This is a genomic window from Malikia spinosa (assembly GCF_002980625.1).
Classification (GTDB): Bacteria; Pseudomonadota; Gammaproteobacteria; order Burkholderiales; family Burkholderiaceae_C; genus Malikia; species Malikia spinosa.
In genome coordinates, this window is record NZ_PVLR01000024.1 from 46,852 (window position 1) to 60,891 (window position 14,040).

Here is a 14,040-nt window from a genome sequence, read left to right on the forward strand (position 1 = left end):
TGCGCATCGCAAGATGGATGAAAAAACTCAATGAAATGAGTGAGTTACTTCTGGTGCGCCTTCTTGCTGCTCTTCTGGGTCACCTTCTTGGCGCGCTTGACCAGGCCGCCGAAGGTCAGGCGCTCGTTGCCGAGCACGCGAACCTGCTTGACCTCGGGGCGCTGGCCGCCCTTGGAGCTGTACTTGAGGACCTTGACATCGCGCGGGCCCGGCATGCGGTCCTCGTCGATGGTGCGTTCCTTCTCGGGGATCGGGCGCCACAGCACCAGCAGCTTGCCGATATGCTGGATCGCCGCGGCGTCGAGTTCCTCGGCCAGTTGCTCGAGGTAGGCGGTGCGCTGGTCGCGGTCGTCCGAGAACACGCGCACCTTGATCAGGCCATGGGCCTTGAGTGCGGCGTCGACTTCCTTCTTGACGGCTTCGGTCAGGCCATCGCCGCCGATCAGCACGACCGGGTCGAGATGGTGGGCGTCCGAGCGGAAGGGTTTGCGCTGGGCAGGAGTCAGAATAATTTGAGGCATGATGCGATTATCCCGGATCGCGCGCGCTCGGTGGGGACTTCTGCTGCGTGCTCGATCAGTGGACCGCCGGCAAGATGGTGGCCGACGTGTGACAATCGAGGCTGAATGAAAGTAAAAACGCAGAGCAAGAAGGTCAACAAGGCCTGGCTGAACCAACATGTCAACGATCCCTGGGTCAAACTGGCCGTCAGAGAGGGTTACCGCGCGCGCGCGGCCTACAAGCTCAAGGAAATTGACGAAACCTTCCATCTGATCCGGCCCGGCCACTGTGTGGTCGACCTGGGCTGCGCGCCGGGGGCCTGGAGCCAGTACCTGCGCCGGCGCCTGTCGCCGACCGGTGCCGCTGTCGGCGAGCTCAACGGCATGATCATCGGCCTCGACCTGCTGCCGATGGAGCCGATCGAGGGCGTGCAGTTCATCCAGGGCGACTTCCGCGAGGAAGCGGTGCTGGCCGAGCTCGAGGCCAAGCTGCAGCTGCCCGACGGCAGCCATCGCCTGGTCGATACCGTGGTGTCGGACATGGCGCCCAACCTGTCGGGCATCGATTCGGTCGATGCCGCGCGCATTGCGCTGCTGATCGAGCTGGCGGTCGATTTCTCCAAGGCTCACCTCAAGCCCGACGGCGCGCTGGTGGTCAAGATCTTCCACGGCGGCGCCTACCAGGACATGGTCAAGCTGTTCAAGGACAGCTTCAAGCTGGTCAAGCCGATCAAGCCCAAGTCCTCGCGCGACAAGTCTTCTGAAACCTTTTTGGTCGGAATCGGTCTCAAGTGAGCGAGCATCAATTTTTTCTATCCACGGCATCTGTAGGGTTCTAGACCCTGGCTGTCAGCCCGGCGCTTGAAACCCCTAGAATGGCGCCAATCTATCAGTACATCGCGTTTTCGTTCGGGAGTCCGTTTTGAACAACCCCTGGTTTTCCAAAGTTGGTGTCTGGCTGGTCGTAGCCATGGTGCTGTTTACCGTCTTCAAGCAGTTCGATGGCAGGACCAGCGCTGGCGCCGGCTACATGGGCTATTCCGAGTTCCTCGACGAGGTCCAGGCTCAGCGCATCAAGAAGGCGACGATCCAGGAGTCTCCCAACGGCACCGAGATCGTTGCCGAGACGATGGACGGCAAGCGCGTGCGCACCACGGCGACCTACCTCGACCGCGGTCTGGTCGGTGACCTGCGCGCCAACAACATCGACTTCGACGTACGTCCGCGCGAAGAAGGTTCGCTGCTGATGACGCTGCTGGTGAGCTGGGGTCCGATGCTGCTGCTGATCGGGGTCTGGGTCTACTTCATGCGCCAGATGCAGGGCGGCGGCAAGGGCGGTGCTTTCAGCTTCGGCAAGAGCAAGGCGCGCATGCTCGACGAGAGCACCAACACCGTGACCTTCGCCGATGTCGCCGGTTGCGACGAGGCCAAGGAAGAGGTCAAGGAAGTGGTCGACTTCCTGAAGGACCCGACCAAGTTCCAGAAGCTCGGCGGTCGCATTCCGCGCGGCCTGCTGCTGGTCGGCCCCCCGGGCACCGGCAAGACCTTGCTGGCCAAGTCGATCGCTGGCGAAGCCAAGGTGCCGTTCTTCAGCATCTCGGGCTCCGACTTCGTCGAGATGTTCGTCGGCGTCGGCGCGGCCCGCGTGCGCGACATGTTCGAGAACGCCAAGAAGAACGCCCCCTGCATCATCTTCATCGACGAGATCGACGCGGTCGGTCGTCAGCGTGGTGCTGGTGTCGGCGGTGGCAATGACGAGCGCGAGCAGACCCTCAACCAGATGCTGGTCGAGATGGACGGCTTCGAGACCAACCTGGGCGTGATCGTGATCGCCGCGACCAACCGTCCCGACATCCTCGACGCCGCGCTGCTGCGTCCGGGCCGTTTCGACCGCCAGGTCTATGTCACGCTGCCCGACATCCGCGGCCGCGAGCAGATCCTCAACGTCCACATGCGCAAGGTCCCGCTCGGTACCGACGTCAATGCCGGCATCATCGCCCGCGGCACGCCCGGCATGAGCGGCGCCGACCTGGCCAACCTGTGCAACGAGGCCGCCCTGATGGCCGCGCGTCGCAGCGCCCGCGTGGTCGAGATGCAGGACTTCGAGAAGGCCAAGGACAAGATCATCATGGGCCCCGAGCGCAAGTCGATGGTCATGCCCGAGGAAGAGCGTCGCAACACCGCCTACCACGAGGCCGGTCACGCGCTGATCGGCAAGCTGCTGCCCAAGTGCGACCCGGTGCACAAGGTCACCATCATCCCGCGCGGCCGTGCGCTGGGCGTGACCATGAGCCTACCCGAGAAGGACCGCTACAGCTATGACCGCGAGTTCATGCTGAACCAGATCAGCATGCTGTTCGGTGGCCGCATCGCCGAAGAGGTGTTCATGCACCAGATGACCACCGGCGCTTCCAACGACTTCGAGCGTGCGACCCAGATCGCGCGCGACATGGTGATGCGCTACGGCATGAGCGAGGCGCTGGGCCCGATGGTCTACGCCGAGAACGAGGGCGAGGTGTTCCTGGGCCGTTCGGTCACCAAGACCACGCACATGAGCGAGGACACCATGCGCAAGGTCGATACCGAGGTGCGCCGCATCATCGACGAGCAGTACAGCCAGGCCCGTCATCTGATCGAGGAGCACAGCGACAAGATGCATGCGATGGCCAAGGCCCTGCTCGAGTGGGAGACCATCGAGATCGACCAGATTGACGACATCATGGCCGGCAAGCCGCCGCGCCCGCCCAAGGACTTCGTGCCGCGCAATCCGCCGGCCGGTGGCAGCGATGGCGGCCCGCCGTCGGTCAAGGCCGACCCGACACCGACGGTGGCCTGAAATAGCCAGCCAAGATCATGACCGGGGCCTGGCCCCGGTTTTTTCATTCCTGTTTCCCTGCTTGCCGCGCCCGCATGGCGCTCTCCGACATGACCGCCGAACTGCACCAAGCCCCTGTCTGGAAAACCACCCGCTTCGAGATCGACCTGGGTCAGCCCCAGGTCATGGGCATCGTCAACGTCACGCCCGATTCGTTCTCGGACGGTGGCCGGCACGATGACCCGGCGCGCGCGCTGGCCCATGCCGAGCAGTTGCTGAAAGACGGCGCGACCATTCTCGACATCGGCGGCGAGTCGACCCGTCCGGGCGCGCCGCCGGTGTCGCTGCAAGACGAGCTCGACCGCGTGCTGCCGGTGTTGCGCCTGGCGCTCAAGCTCGGCGTGCCGCTGTCGATCGATACCTACAAGCCCGAGGTGATGCAGGCCTGCCTGGACCTGGGCGCCGACATCATCAACGATGTCTGGGCGCTGCAGCGGCCGTTCGAGAGCGGGCAGGGCAGCGGCGTCGAGGTGGTCGCAGCTCACCCTGATTGCGGTGTCTGCCTGATGCACATGCACCTGGAGCCCCGCAGCATGCAGGTCGCGCCGATGACGGGTGATGTGGTGCCGCAGGTGGTGGACTTCCTGCGCCAGCGCGCCGAGCGACTGCGGGCCCAGGGCGTGGCGCCTGAACGCCTCGTGCTTGACTACGGCATCGGCTTTGGCAAGACGGTGGCGCAGAACTTCGCGCTGCTGGCGCGCCAGCCGGAGCTGCTGGCGTTGGGCTACCCGCTGCTATCGGGCTGGTCGCGCAAGTCCTCGCTCGGCAGCGTGACGGGCCACGAGGTGCCGCGCGAGCGCGTGGCGGCCAGCGTGGCCGCGCATCTGCTCGCGATCGAGCGCGGCGCCCGCATCGTGCGCGTGCATGACGTGCGCGAGACGGTCGACGCGATCAAGGTCTGGCAGGCGATGCTGGCGCAGGCCTGAGCTGAGCCGCGCCATCTGAACCATGTAAAAGGCCGCCTGGCATTGCCGGCGGCCTCGGAGCTGCTGCGCTGCAGGGTTCAGTGCTGCGCTGCAACTTCCCGGGCGTGGCTTTCGAGCACCAGCCGGTCCAGGCTGGCCAGCGGCAGGTTCATGAACAGTTCAAGTCGCTGGTGCATGCGGTGCATGATCTGCTTGAACATCTCGAGCAGCGCATCGCGGTCGCCCTGGACCTGCATCGGATCGGGGAAGGACCAGTGCGCGGTGGCCGGATGACCGGGCCAGACCGGGCAGGTCTCGCCATGGGCATCGTCGCAGACCGTGATGACCAGGTCCATCTGCGGCGCGTCGGGGCCGGTGAACTCGTCCCAGCTCTTGCTGTGCAGGCCGGTCGTGTCCACGCCTGCGCTTTGCAGCGCTTCAAGCGTCAAGGGGTGCGGCTGCTGGTCACGAGCGGGCTCGGTACCGGCCGAAAAGGCGCGAAAACGTGCGCCGCCGACATGGTTCAGGATGGCTTCGGCCAGCAGGCTGCGCGCCGCGTTGTGGCTGCACAGGAACAGGACATTGATGGGCGGGTGATCGATCATGGGCGTGATTATCATCAATAAATTGCCGGCACGATCATGGAGTCAGGCACGGGGTGGCGGATGTAGTCGGGGTTGCGCTCACGCTTGGGCAGCACGACTTCCGGCTTCTCGATCTCGTGGTAATCGAACTGGGTCAGCAGGTGATGGATGCAGTTCAGGCGAGCCTTTTTCTTGTCGTCGGCCGCGACGATCCACCAGCGCGCTTCCTCGATGTGGGTGCGCTCGAGCATGGTTTCCTTGACCTGGGTGTAGTCCTCCCAGCGCCGGCGCGACTCGAGGTCCATCGGGCTGAGCTTCCACTGCTTGAGCGGATCGTGGATCCGGCCCAGGAAGCGCAGGTGCTGTTCGTCGTCGCTGATCGAGAACCAGTACTTGATGACCCGGATGCCGGAGCGCACCAGCATGCGCTCGAACTCGGGCACCGAGCGGTAGAACTCCTCGTATTCGTCATCGGTGCAAAAGCCCATCACCTTCTCGACGCCGGCGCGGTTGTACCAGCTGCGGTCGAACAAGACCATCTCGCCGGCCGCCGGCAGATGGGCGACATAGCGCTGGAAATACCACTGGGTGCGTTCGCGGTCGTTGGGCGCCGGCAGCGCGACGGTGCGGCAGACGCGCGGGTTCAGGCGCTGGGTGATGCGCTTGATCACGCCGCCCTTGCCGGCAGCGTCCCGGCCTTCGAACAGGATCACGACTTTCTGCTTGCTCGCTGCCACCCAGTCCTGCAGCTTGACGAGTTCGCCCTGCAGCTTGAACAGCTCGCGGAAGTAGGCCATGCGATGAGCCTTGTGCTCGTCGGTGTTGCTGTCGGCCCCGCCGAGGTCGACTCCCAGTGCATCCGGGTTGCGATCCTCGATTTCCAGTTCCAGCTCTTCATCGTAGCTGTCGAGCAAGTCGCGCTCGATGCGCTTGATCAGGTCTTCGTGGTTGGAGGCGGCCATGGCTATCCCAAAATAAATAATCCTGGATCTTAGGCAATGTATATGTCAAACGGGTGACAAAAAGCATGGCGTCCATTGGGGCGGCAACAGGCCTAAGATAATGGCCTCGCGCTGCACAGGCAGCCGCACAAGGAACAGAGTCATGACCGTCATCGTCGTCGCCAATCCCAAGGGTGGGGTGGGCAAGTCCACCCTTGCCACCAACGTGGCGGGCTATCTGGCCCGGCGCGGCCACCAGGTGATGCTCGGCGATGCCGACATCCAGCAGTCTTCGAGCGCCTGGCTCGGGATGCGACCGGCCGATGCGCGACCGATCCAGTCCTGGAATGCTTCGTCGAGCGATGAGCTGCGTCCACCCAAGGGCATCAGCCATGTGGTGATCGACACGCCGGGCGGCCTGCACGGCAAGCAGATCAAGGAGGTGCTCAAGCGTGCCGACAAGCTGCTGATTCCGCTGCAGCCCAGCCCGTTCGACATGCTGGCCACGCGCGCCTTCGTCGATGATCTTCAGGAGCGCCGGCGCGCGGCCGGGCTCGACATCGCCGTGGTCGGTATGCGGGTCGACCAGCGCACCCTGTCGTCCGAGAATCTGCGCGATTTCTGCCAAGGCTTGGGGCTGCCGGTACTGGGCTATCTGCGCGACACCCAGAACTATGTCCGGCTGGCCATGCGCGGCCTGACCCTGTTCGATGTGCCGCCGGGCCAGGTGGCCAAGGACCTCGAGCAGTGGCAGCTGATCTGCGACTGGCTCGAGGCCTGAAGGATCAGCGCAGGGCGTTGAGCGCGGCCACGCCGGTGGCCGGGAAGTCGGTGAATACGCCGTCGACGCCGAGCTTCATGTAGTACTCCATTTCAGCCTTGGGGTCCTTGAAGCCGTAGCCGCTGGCGTCGTTGCGGAAGGTCCAGGTATGGACCAGCAGGCCGCGCGCGTGTGCGTTCTCGATCACGCCGGTGCTGCCGTCAACGCGACGGTCGTTGAGGCTCAGGCTGCTGTCGCCGCTGCGCTCGACGCCGTCGTTGACGGTCTTGACCAGGTAGGGCTTCCAGGGGCCGACGGCGTCGGCATAGGTCTTGATGAAGTCGAGGCCGGCGGGCTTGACCAGGTCACCGAAGCTGCGCGAGTCACCCTTGACCACGAAGTCGTAGGGCTTGTGGTAGGGCGCGACCAGGGACATGCTGCCGTCGTCCTTGACGTCGTCGGCGTCGATCAGCTGCACCAGCTTGATGTCGGTCTTGCTGTTGAGGTACTGCAGGTTCGAGACCTCGAACGACTGGATGAAGACCGGCGCCTTGCCCGTGTTGCCGTAGGCGGCGTGCAGGGTGCTGACCAGCTTGTCCTCGAACCGGTTGGCACCGAACAGGGCGGCGTGGAAGGTCGAGTGCTTGACCTCGGGGTAGATGCCGATGGTGCGGCCGGTCTTGCTCGACTGCTCCTTGGCCAGCGCGATCACCTCGTCGAGGGTCGGGATCTGGAATTGACCGTCATAGGCCTTCGAGCGGCCCGAGCGGGCCTGGATCGCGCGCAGGGTCTTGATCTCGGCCAGCGTGAAGTCGCTGGCGAACCAGTCTTCGGTTTCAACGCCGTCAACCATTTTCTTGGTCTTGCGCGCCGGGAACTTGGCCGCGACGTCGGTCGTGCCGCCGAGCATCGGTTCGTGACGGGCGATCATGACACCGTCCTGGGTCAGCACCAGGTCGGGTTCGATGAAGTCGGCACCCTGCTCGATGGCGAGCTGGTAGGACGCCAGCGTGTGCTCCGGGCGCTCGCCGCTGGCACCGCGGTGACCGATGACCAGAGGGGCTTCGCCCGACAGGGTCTGGAAGGCGGGTTCGCCATCGCCGCAGGCTTGCAGCAGGGCCAGTGACAGGAGCGCGATGGAAGCTTTGAGTTTCATGTTCAAGGTTTCAGTGCAGGGTAGGGAGGAGTCCCCTGCTAGGCAGGGTCGACCGCCATCATTGGCTCGGTACTGTGTCACGGTCACGTCTGTCTGGTGTCATGTGCATGACGCTCGATCCGCGCCCCAGGCCGGAGCCAGCCGGCGGGTTTCATGGGGCTGTCTTGTCAACTTGCTAATATGCGGGAAATTTGGAGCCTGAAACCATGAACAAGCGCTTGATTGCCGGATTTGTCTTTTCGCTCTGTGCGGTGGCTGCACAAGCCCAGTCGTTCTCCTTTGGCCTGTGGGGCGACATGCCTTACAAGAAGGCGGGTGACGAGGCCAAGATGCCGGCCCTGCTGCGCAGCATCAGCGGCTCCGACATTGCCTTCTCGATCTACAACGGCGACATCAAGGACGGCAGTTCCGCTTGCAGCGACGAGGTCTATACCCAGGCGCTGCAGATGTTCGGCCAGATCAGGCAGCCCGTGGTCTATGTGCCTGGCGACAACGAATGGACCGATTGCCACCGCACGAACAATGGCGGCTTCGATCCGCTTGAGCGACTGGCCCATCTGCGCCGGGTCATGATCCCGAGCACGCGCAGCCTCGGCCAGCGTCAGATGGAGCTGACTCGCCAGGGCAAGCTGGGCGAGAAGTTCGTCGAGAACGCCCGTTTCCAGCACCGTGACATCACGTTCCTGACCTTCAACATCCCGGGCTCGAACAACAATCTGGTGCTCGACGAGTATGAATGCAGCGACAAGAGCGCGCGCAGCGCCCGCCAGTGCGAAGCGGCCAATGCCGAGTATGTCGAGCGCGATGCCGCCAACATCACCTGGCTGCGCGAGGGCTTTGCCAAGGCCAGCGCCATGAAGGCGCGCGGTATCGTGGTCGTGATGCAGGCCGATCCGGGCTTTGACCTGCCCGAGACCGGGTCTGTCGACGAAAGCCAGGCCAAGGGTGTCAGCGCCTACCGTCGTTTTGTTGACGCGCTGGTGACTGAAACCCAATACTTTGACGGCCAGGTGCTGCTGGTGCATGGCGACACGCATTTCTTCAAGGTCGACAAGCCGCTCTACAGCCCGGCCAAGCTGCTGCCCAATCTGACCCGTCTGCAGACTTTCGGCAGCCCGTCGATCCACTGGGTGCGGGTCGTGGTCCAACCCAGGACCCGGCATGTCTTCAATATCCAGCCGGTGATCGTCCAGCAATAAGAAAACAGGGGCTCTGGCGAGCCCCTGGTCATGTCATGCGCCGCCAGAGCCGTCAGCGCTGTCAGCGGGAGATGGCGCTACGGTTCACCTGGGCGACTGGCTGATTGCCTTGCCCAGGGACAACATCATCAGCGTGCGTCCGAACTCTTCCGGCTCACCGAGTGGATGGAAGCCGAGCTGGGCAAAGCGCTTGCGGTGGCGGGTCGAGACCAGCAAGGTCCCCGTCGGGTATTGGCTGCGTACCCAGTCGATGCGGGCCTGCACCAGCGCGCGGGCGATGCCGCGACCGCGCGCCTGCTCGGCGACTGCAGACAGATACAACACATGCGTGTTCGAGGCCCAGTCTGCCGCCTTGATGCCGCCTGCTCCCACCACCTCGCCCTCCAGCCGGGCGATGAAGAAACGCTGGTAGAAGGGCGCATCAATGGGCGCGAGCACCGCCTTGATGCGCTCGATGCTGTAGCGTCCCGGCTCGTTGAAGGCATTGACAAGCACGGTCGCTGCAGCGTTCATGGCCTCGCTGTCGGCTGGGTCCAGTGGTGAGATTTGCGGGGTTTCGCTCATGACTGATGTTCCAGGTTGACTGGGTGGTGGCGTTGGCTGGCGCAATGGGCTTTCAGGAGTCCCTCGACCACGCGCGAGCGCTCGAGGATCTGGCTCAGCAGGGGCGGGATCTCGAACAGGGCCTGGTTGTCGATCCGGCTGACATTGGCCCGGTAGTCATCCAGCCTGGCCGTCAGCTGCTGGACGGCGTCAGCCAGGGTGCGCAGGCTGTTGTGCACCACGCCCACACCCTGTTCGCGCACCCAGTCGGCGTTGTAGCGCTCTTGCGGCATGGTCCAGGCGTTGTCGACCACGATCACCGGCAGACCTTGCTGCACCGCCTCGCTGAGGCTGCCCGGGCCGGGCTTGCCGATGAAGTAGTCGGCCAGCTGCATGTAGTAGGGGATGTCGCGGCTGAACTCGACCACCAGCCGCGGTGCCGCGGCCTGCTCGGCGCGCAGCTGCCGGGCCAGCGCGCGGTTGTGGCCGCAGACCAGGATCAGTTGCTGCTCGGCCAGCCGGCGCGCAATGCCCAGCATGGCCTTGGAGCCATGGCCGCCAAACATCACGATGCCGGTCTCGCGCTGCGGGTCCAGGCCGTGGCGGACCCGCTCGCTGGCCCGGTCGGCCATTTTCGGGCGGTAGAAGTCAGGCCGGATGATCATGCCCGAGGTGGCGTGGATGCGGTCTTCGGCATGGCCCTGGGCGCGGGCCTGCTCGACCGCCCGGGGCGTGCCGCAGATGAAATGCTGGGCCTGGCCCGGTTCGATCCAGAAATGCGGCGGCAGGTCGGCTAAGTCGGTCAGCACGGTCACATAGGGCCGGCCCGGCAGCGCCGAGTCCAGGCTCTCATGGAGCGCGCGGTTGAAGTTGGGTATCAGCGAGACCACGATATCGGGTTCGGTGCGCAGCCAGTGCTGCTGCAGCTGGCGCGTCAGCTTCGGGTGGGCCAGCCGGATCAGGCCCTGCAGCAGCTTGAGCTCCTGCGCCATGCCCAGGGTCCAGCCGCGCGCCAGGCGCCGGTTGTACCAGTCCTCGGGCGCGCTGCCGGTCAGCTTGCGAAACCGCTGCTGCGGGTCGAGCACCTCGAACAGATTGACCAGGCGCACCTGCCAGTGCGAACCCTGTGCCTGCAGCACGCCTGAGAGCGCCTGCGCCGAGGCCAGATGCCCACCGCCGGCATTGAAGTAGACCAGGTCAATCGTGCTCATGCGGCGCTCCTGGCTCTGACCGGCGCAGCAAGGCCTGGCCCGCGCGCAGCCGGCTGCCGCTGGCGATGCCGTCGGCCAGTTCCATGCCGGGCGGTGTGATCACGATGATGGTCGAGCCATGCTCGAACCAGCCCATTTCCTGTCCCTTGGCCAGCCTGGCCTGGCAGGGGATCACATTGGGTCCGCGGTAGCGCAGGTTCAGCAGCACATCGATGAAGGTCAAGCGCATGCTGGCGACCAGGATCGCTGCCACCGGCACCAGCAGCAGCGGTGTACCGTCGGACTGCAGCCTGGCCTCGATCACCGCGCGCTCGTTGCGGCAGAACAGCCGCTCGACCCGCTTGAGCGCGATCGGGTTCACGTTCCAGGTGTCGCCCGAGATATAGGTCACGCGGTCGACCTCGATGTCGTGCGGCGCATGGAAGCGGTGGTACATGCTCGAGGTCAGGCGCAGGGTGACATAGCTGCCGCCGGCAAAGCGCGCGGGCAGCTCGCGCGAGCCCAGCAGCTCGTGCAGCGGGTAGTCCATGCCCTTGGCCTGTAGCGCCCGCGTACCATCGAGCTGGCCGCAGGCGCCGACGATGGCGTCGCTCGGGCTGGCGATGATCCCGGGGCGCGGGTCGCTTGGTCGCGCACCGGCCTTGAGCTCGCGCGTGAAGCAGTCGTGCAGGCTGTCGAACTGCTGCTGCTTGGCTTCGCTGAGGTCGAGCTCGGTGAACAGGCGCCAGACCGCGATCGAGAACCGGGTCAGCAGCGGGCTGCGCAGCTGGCTGTACCAGCCCATCAGATGGGTCAGCGCGATGCGGGGTACGCGGTTGGTCAGCAGGAAGTTCAGGTCTTCCTGCAGCAGTAGGCGGTCGCGCAGTCGGTGTTTATTCATGGTCTTGTCAAAAGCGATGCGTACAACTGTCACCGTTCACTTTGAAAGGCTCATGACATGTCCGTTGAGATCGCAATGACCGCCGGCGCCCTGGTGGCTGGTTTCCCCTGGCTGCGCCGGCGACTCCAGCTCTCGCGCGCCAAGCACCCCTCGCTGGCCGGGCATTCGCGCATGGCCAAGCGCATCGCGCGCCTGCTGCCGGGCTATTCCTATGGCGAGGATGAATTCTTCGGCGTCGATGACGCGCCGCTCGAGGTGCAGACCCGACGCCGGGCCGGTTTCGCGCGGCTCTCCAGCAGCCTGCGCCAGGGTGCGCCGCGCTCGCTGGCGCTGACGGCGCAGGCGCGCGAGGGCCTGTCCGACCTGCAGCTGACCGGGCGCTACCGCGTGCCGTTCCAGTTCAGCGCCTATGTGCGCGAGCAGTTGCCGGTGGGCGCTTTCTGGCAGTCTGCCGAGGGGGTGCAGCTGCAGGACCTCGACGGCCAGCGCTATTACGACCTGGCCGGCTCCTACGGCGTCAACATCTTCGGCGTCGATTTCTACAAGCAGTGCATGGAGGAGGGCGCCCGCCTCGGGTCTGCGCTCGGTCCCGTGCTGGGCGGCTATCACCCCTGCGTGGCCGAGAACATCGACTGGCTGCGCGAGATTTCGGGCCTGGACGAGGTGAGTTTTCACATGTCGGGCACCGAGGCCGTGATGCAGGCGGTGCGGCTGGCGCGCTATCACACTGGCAAGAAGCATCTGGTGCGCTTCACCGGCGCCTACCATGGCTGGTGGGAGGATGTGCAGCCCGGCCCCGGCAATCCGCTGCCGCCGCGCGAGACCTATACGCTCAATGACATGGACCCGCGTGCCCTGCAGGTGCTGCGCACGCGCAAGGACATCGCCTGCGTGCTGGTCAATCCGCTGCAGGCGCTGCATCCGAACCGCAACGCGCCGGGCGACTCGACCCTGGTCGACGGCAGCCGCAGCGCCGGCTTCGACCGCGCCGCCTACACCGACTGGCTGCGCCAGCTGCGCCAGGTCTGCAGCGAGCGCGGCATCGTGCTGATCCTGGACGAGGTGTTTGTCGGCTTCCGGCTCGCAGCGGGCGGCGCGCAGGAGTATTTCGGCGTCCAGGCCGATCTGGTGATCTACGGCAAGTCCTTGGGCGGCGGTTTTCCGGTCGGCGTGGTCTGCGGCAAGGCGGCGCTGATGCGCCGCTTCAAGCCCGAGCGCCCGGCCGACCTGTGCTTTGCGCGCGGCACCTTCAATGCCCATCCCTATGTGATGGGGGCCATGCATGCCTTCTTGCGCCGGCTGCGCACGCCCGAGGTGCAGGCGATCTACCAGGGCCTGGACGAGCGCTGGCGCGCGCGCGTCCAGGCCTTCAACCAGGCCTTGCAGCAGGCCGGCATGCCGCTGCAGGTCGAGGCGCTCTCCAGCATCTGGACCGTCAACTACACCCAACCTTCGCGCTACCACTGGCTGCTGCAGTATTACCTGCGCGAGCAGGGCCTGGCGCTGAGCTGGGTCGGCACCGGCCGTTTCATCTTCAGCCTCAACTACAGCGACGCCGACATGGCCGAGGTCACGCGCCGTTTCATCGAGGCAGGCCGGCGCATGCAGGCTGACGGCTGGTGGTGGACTGCGCCCGGACTGACGCACAAGGCGATCCGGCGCCGGCTGCTGCGCGAGATGCTGGCCCACAAGCTGGGTTGGCACTGAGCAGGAGAGTTGACGTGCGAGCTACCATGAGTTGTTCGTACGTCGTTGTTTGCCTGGCTCCGCAGGCAGTCCTGAAGTAGCAAAGCCGCTTCGATCTCAAGTCGAAGCGGCTTTTTTGGTGCTTGCCCGGCAGGGCGCGCGAGCGGGCCACCAGGCCCGCGGCAGAGGATCAGCTGGCCTTGTGGCCCGGGTCGAGCAGCTGGCCGCGCAGCAGGTACAGCGGTGCCTTGTGATAGAGCATGATGTCGTGGAAGGGGTCGGTCAGGATCTTGCTGGCCCAGACCAGGCCGGTGCGCAGATCCTTGAGCGCGAACAGTTGCAGCACGCGAAAGACCAGGCCGCCAACGCCGACCGCCAGCCACATCAGGCCGACGTTGTGGGCAAAGCCGCGCCAGTCGGCATGGGGTTCGATCAGGCCGAACAGGTCTTGCTGCCACAGCAGCAGCAGCGGCGACAACGCCCAGATCGCCATCAGCACCACCTTGCGCTGCAGGTTGTAGCCGACCTTGATGTCTTCCTTGTATTCGTGCGTGGCCTGGTTGATTTCGTCGTAGCCCTTGGGCTCGAAGAAGAAATGGCCGCTCTGTCGGGTCAGCATCGAGACCAGCCAGGCCACCAGTGCCGCCATGGCCGGATCGGTGAATACCAGGGCGTAGGCCAGCAGGAAGCTGATCGCGCTGATCAGGTGCAGCGTCTGGTTGATGCGGCTGTGGTGGTAGTAGCGATGGTCGTCCCAACGCTGCACTCGCAGGTCTTGCAGAAATTCTTTCACGCCGTTG

The 14,040-nt window shown here is 65.0% G+C and carries 14 protein-coding genes; 6 read left to right on the forward strand and 8 right to left on the reverse strand.

What is annotated here, in order from left to right:
* Nucleotides 1–44 precede the first annotated feature (44 nt).
* Nucleotides 45–521 (reverse strand): ribosome assembly RNA-binding protein YhbY, encoded by a 477-nt coding sequence (gene yhbY / locus C6P61_RS09305; RefSeq protein ID WP_105729654.1) that lies wholly within the window; start codon nucleotides 519–521, stop codon nucleotides 45–47.
* Nucleotides 522–626: 105 nt separating this feature from the next.
* Here yhbY and C6P61_RS09310 point away from each other — a divergent pair, with 105 nt between their 5' ends.
* The 3 genes from C6P61_RS09310 to folP all read left to right on the forward strand — a co-directional run bounded on the left by C6P61_RS09310 (nucleotide 627) and on the right by folP (nucleotide 4,301).
* On the forward strand, nucleotides 627–1,295 hold the full coding sequence (locus C6P61_RS09310; protein ID WP_105729655.1) for an RlmE family RNA methyltransferase: 669 nt from the start codon (nucleotides 627–629) through the stop codon (nucleotides 1,293–1,295).
* 127 nt (nucleotides 1,296–1,422) lie between these two features.
* A complete protein-coding gene (gene ftsH, locus C6P61_RS09315) occupies nucleotides 1,423–3,336 on the forward strand; it encodes an ATP-dependent zinc metalloprotease FtsH (protein ID WP_105729656.1) in 1,914 nt (637 codons plus the stop codon).
* An 89-nt stretch (nucleotides 3,337–3,425) separates the two neighbouring features.
* Nucleotides 3,426–4,301: a dihydropteroate synthase gene (gene folP, locus C6P61_RS09320; protein ID WP_105729787.1), complete on the forward strand. Its 876-nt coding sequence runs from the start codon at nucleotides 3,426–3,428 to the stop codon at nucleotides 4,299–4,301.
* A gap of 77 nt (nucleotides 4,302–4,378) precedes the next feature.
* Here folP and C6P61_RS09325 read toward each other — a convergent pair whose 3' ends face one another.
* Both C6P61_RS09325 and ppk2 read right to left on the reverse strand, forming a co-directional pair.
* On the reverse strand, nucleotides 4,379–4,885 hold the full coding sequence (locus C6P61_RS09325; protein ID WP_105729657.1) for an arsenate reductase ArsC: 507 nt from the start codon (nucleotides 4,883–4,885) through the stop codon (nucleotides 4,379–4,381).
* Between the two features lie 14 nt (nucleotides 4,886–4,899).
* Entirely contained in the window at nucleotides 4,900–5,826 is a 927-nt protein-coding gene (ppk2, locus tag C6P61_RS09330) for a polyphosphate kinase 2 (protein ID WP_105729658.1), read from the reverse strand.
* Nucleotides 5,827–5,968: 142 nt separating this feature from the next.
* Between ppk2 and C6P61_RS09335 the strand changes: the two genes are divergently transcribed.
* Entirely contained in the window at nucleotides 5,969–6,586 is a 618-nt protein-coding gene (locus tag C6P61_RS09335; protein ID WP_105729659.1) for a ParA family protein, read from the forward strand.
* Nucleotides 6,587–6,590: 4 nt separating this feature from the next.
* Here C6P61_RS09335 and C6P61_RS09340 read toward each other — a convergent pair whose 3' ends face one another.
* Entirely contained in the window at nucleotides 6,591–7,721 is a 1,131-nt protein-coding gene (locus C6P61_RS09340) for a glycerophosphodiester phosphodiesterase (protein WP_105729660.1), read from the reverse strand.
* A 206-nt stretch (nucleotides 7,722–7,927) separates the two neighbouring features.
* On the opposite strand from C6P61_RS09340, the gene C6P61_RS09345 reads away from it, so the two are divergent.
* Entirely contained in the window at nucleotides 7,928–8,920 is a 993-nt protein-coding gene (locus tag C6P61_RS09345) for a hypothetical protein (RefSeq protein WP_105729661.1), read from the forward strand.
* Nucleotides 8,921–9,004: 84 nt separating this feature from the next.
* On the opposite strand, the gene C6P61_RS09350 is transcribed toward C6P61_RS09345, so the two are convergent.
* From C6P61_RS09350 to asd, 3 genes are read right to left on the reverse strand one after another with little or no spacing between them, the layout of a single operon-like run.
* Nucleotides 9,005–9,484, reverse strand: coding sequence for a GNAT family N-acetyltransferase (locus C6P61_RS09350; protein WP_105729662.1), 480 nt, complete (start codon nucleotides 9,482–9,484; stop codon nucleotides 9,005–9,007).
* Nucleotides 9,481–10,674 carry a glycosyltransferase gene (locus C6P61_RS09355; RefSeq protein WP_105729663.1) on the reverse strand — a complete coding sequence of 398 codons (1,194 nt, stop codon included), beginning with the start codon at nucleotides 10,672–10,674 and terminating at the stop codon, nucleotides 9,481–9,483. Before C6P61_RS09355 ends, C6P61_RS09350 begins: the two co-directional genes overlap by 4 nt.
* A complete protein-coding gene (gene asd, locus C6P61_RS09360; RefSeq protein ID WP_105729664.1) occupies nucleotides 10,661–11,554 on the reverse strand; it encodes an archaetidylserine decarboxylase in 894 nt (297 codons plus the stop codon). Before asd ends, C6P61_RS09355 begins: the two co-directional genes overlap by 14 nt.
* 57 nt (nucleotides 11,555–11,611) lie before the next feature.
* On the opposite strand from asd, the gene C6P61_RS09365 reads away from it, so the two are divergent.
* Nucleotides 11,612–13,261 carry an aminotransferase class III-fold pyridoxal phosphate-dependent enzyme gene (locus tag C6P61_RS09365; RefSeq protein ID WP_105729665.1) on the forward strand — a complete coding sequence of 550 codons (1,650 nt, stop codon included), beginning with the start codon at nucleotides 11,612–11,614 and terminating at the stop codon, nucleotides 13,259–13,261.
* 169 nt (nucleotides 13,262–13,430) lie between these two features.
* On the opposite strand, the gene C6P61_RS09370 is transcribed toward C6P61_RS09365, so the two are convergent.
* Nucleotides 13,431–14,033, reverse strand: a complete 603-nt coding sequence (locus tag C6P61_RS09370) for a hypothetical protein (protein ID WP_105729788.1) — start codon at nucleotides 14,031–14,033, stop codon at nucleotides 13,431–13,433.
* Between the last annotated feature and the right edge of the window lie 7 nt (nucleotides 14,034–14,040).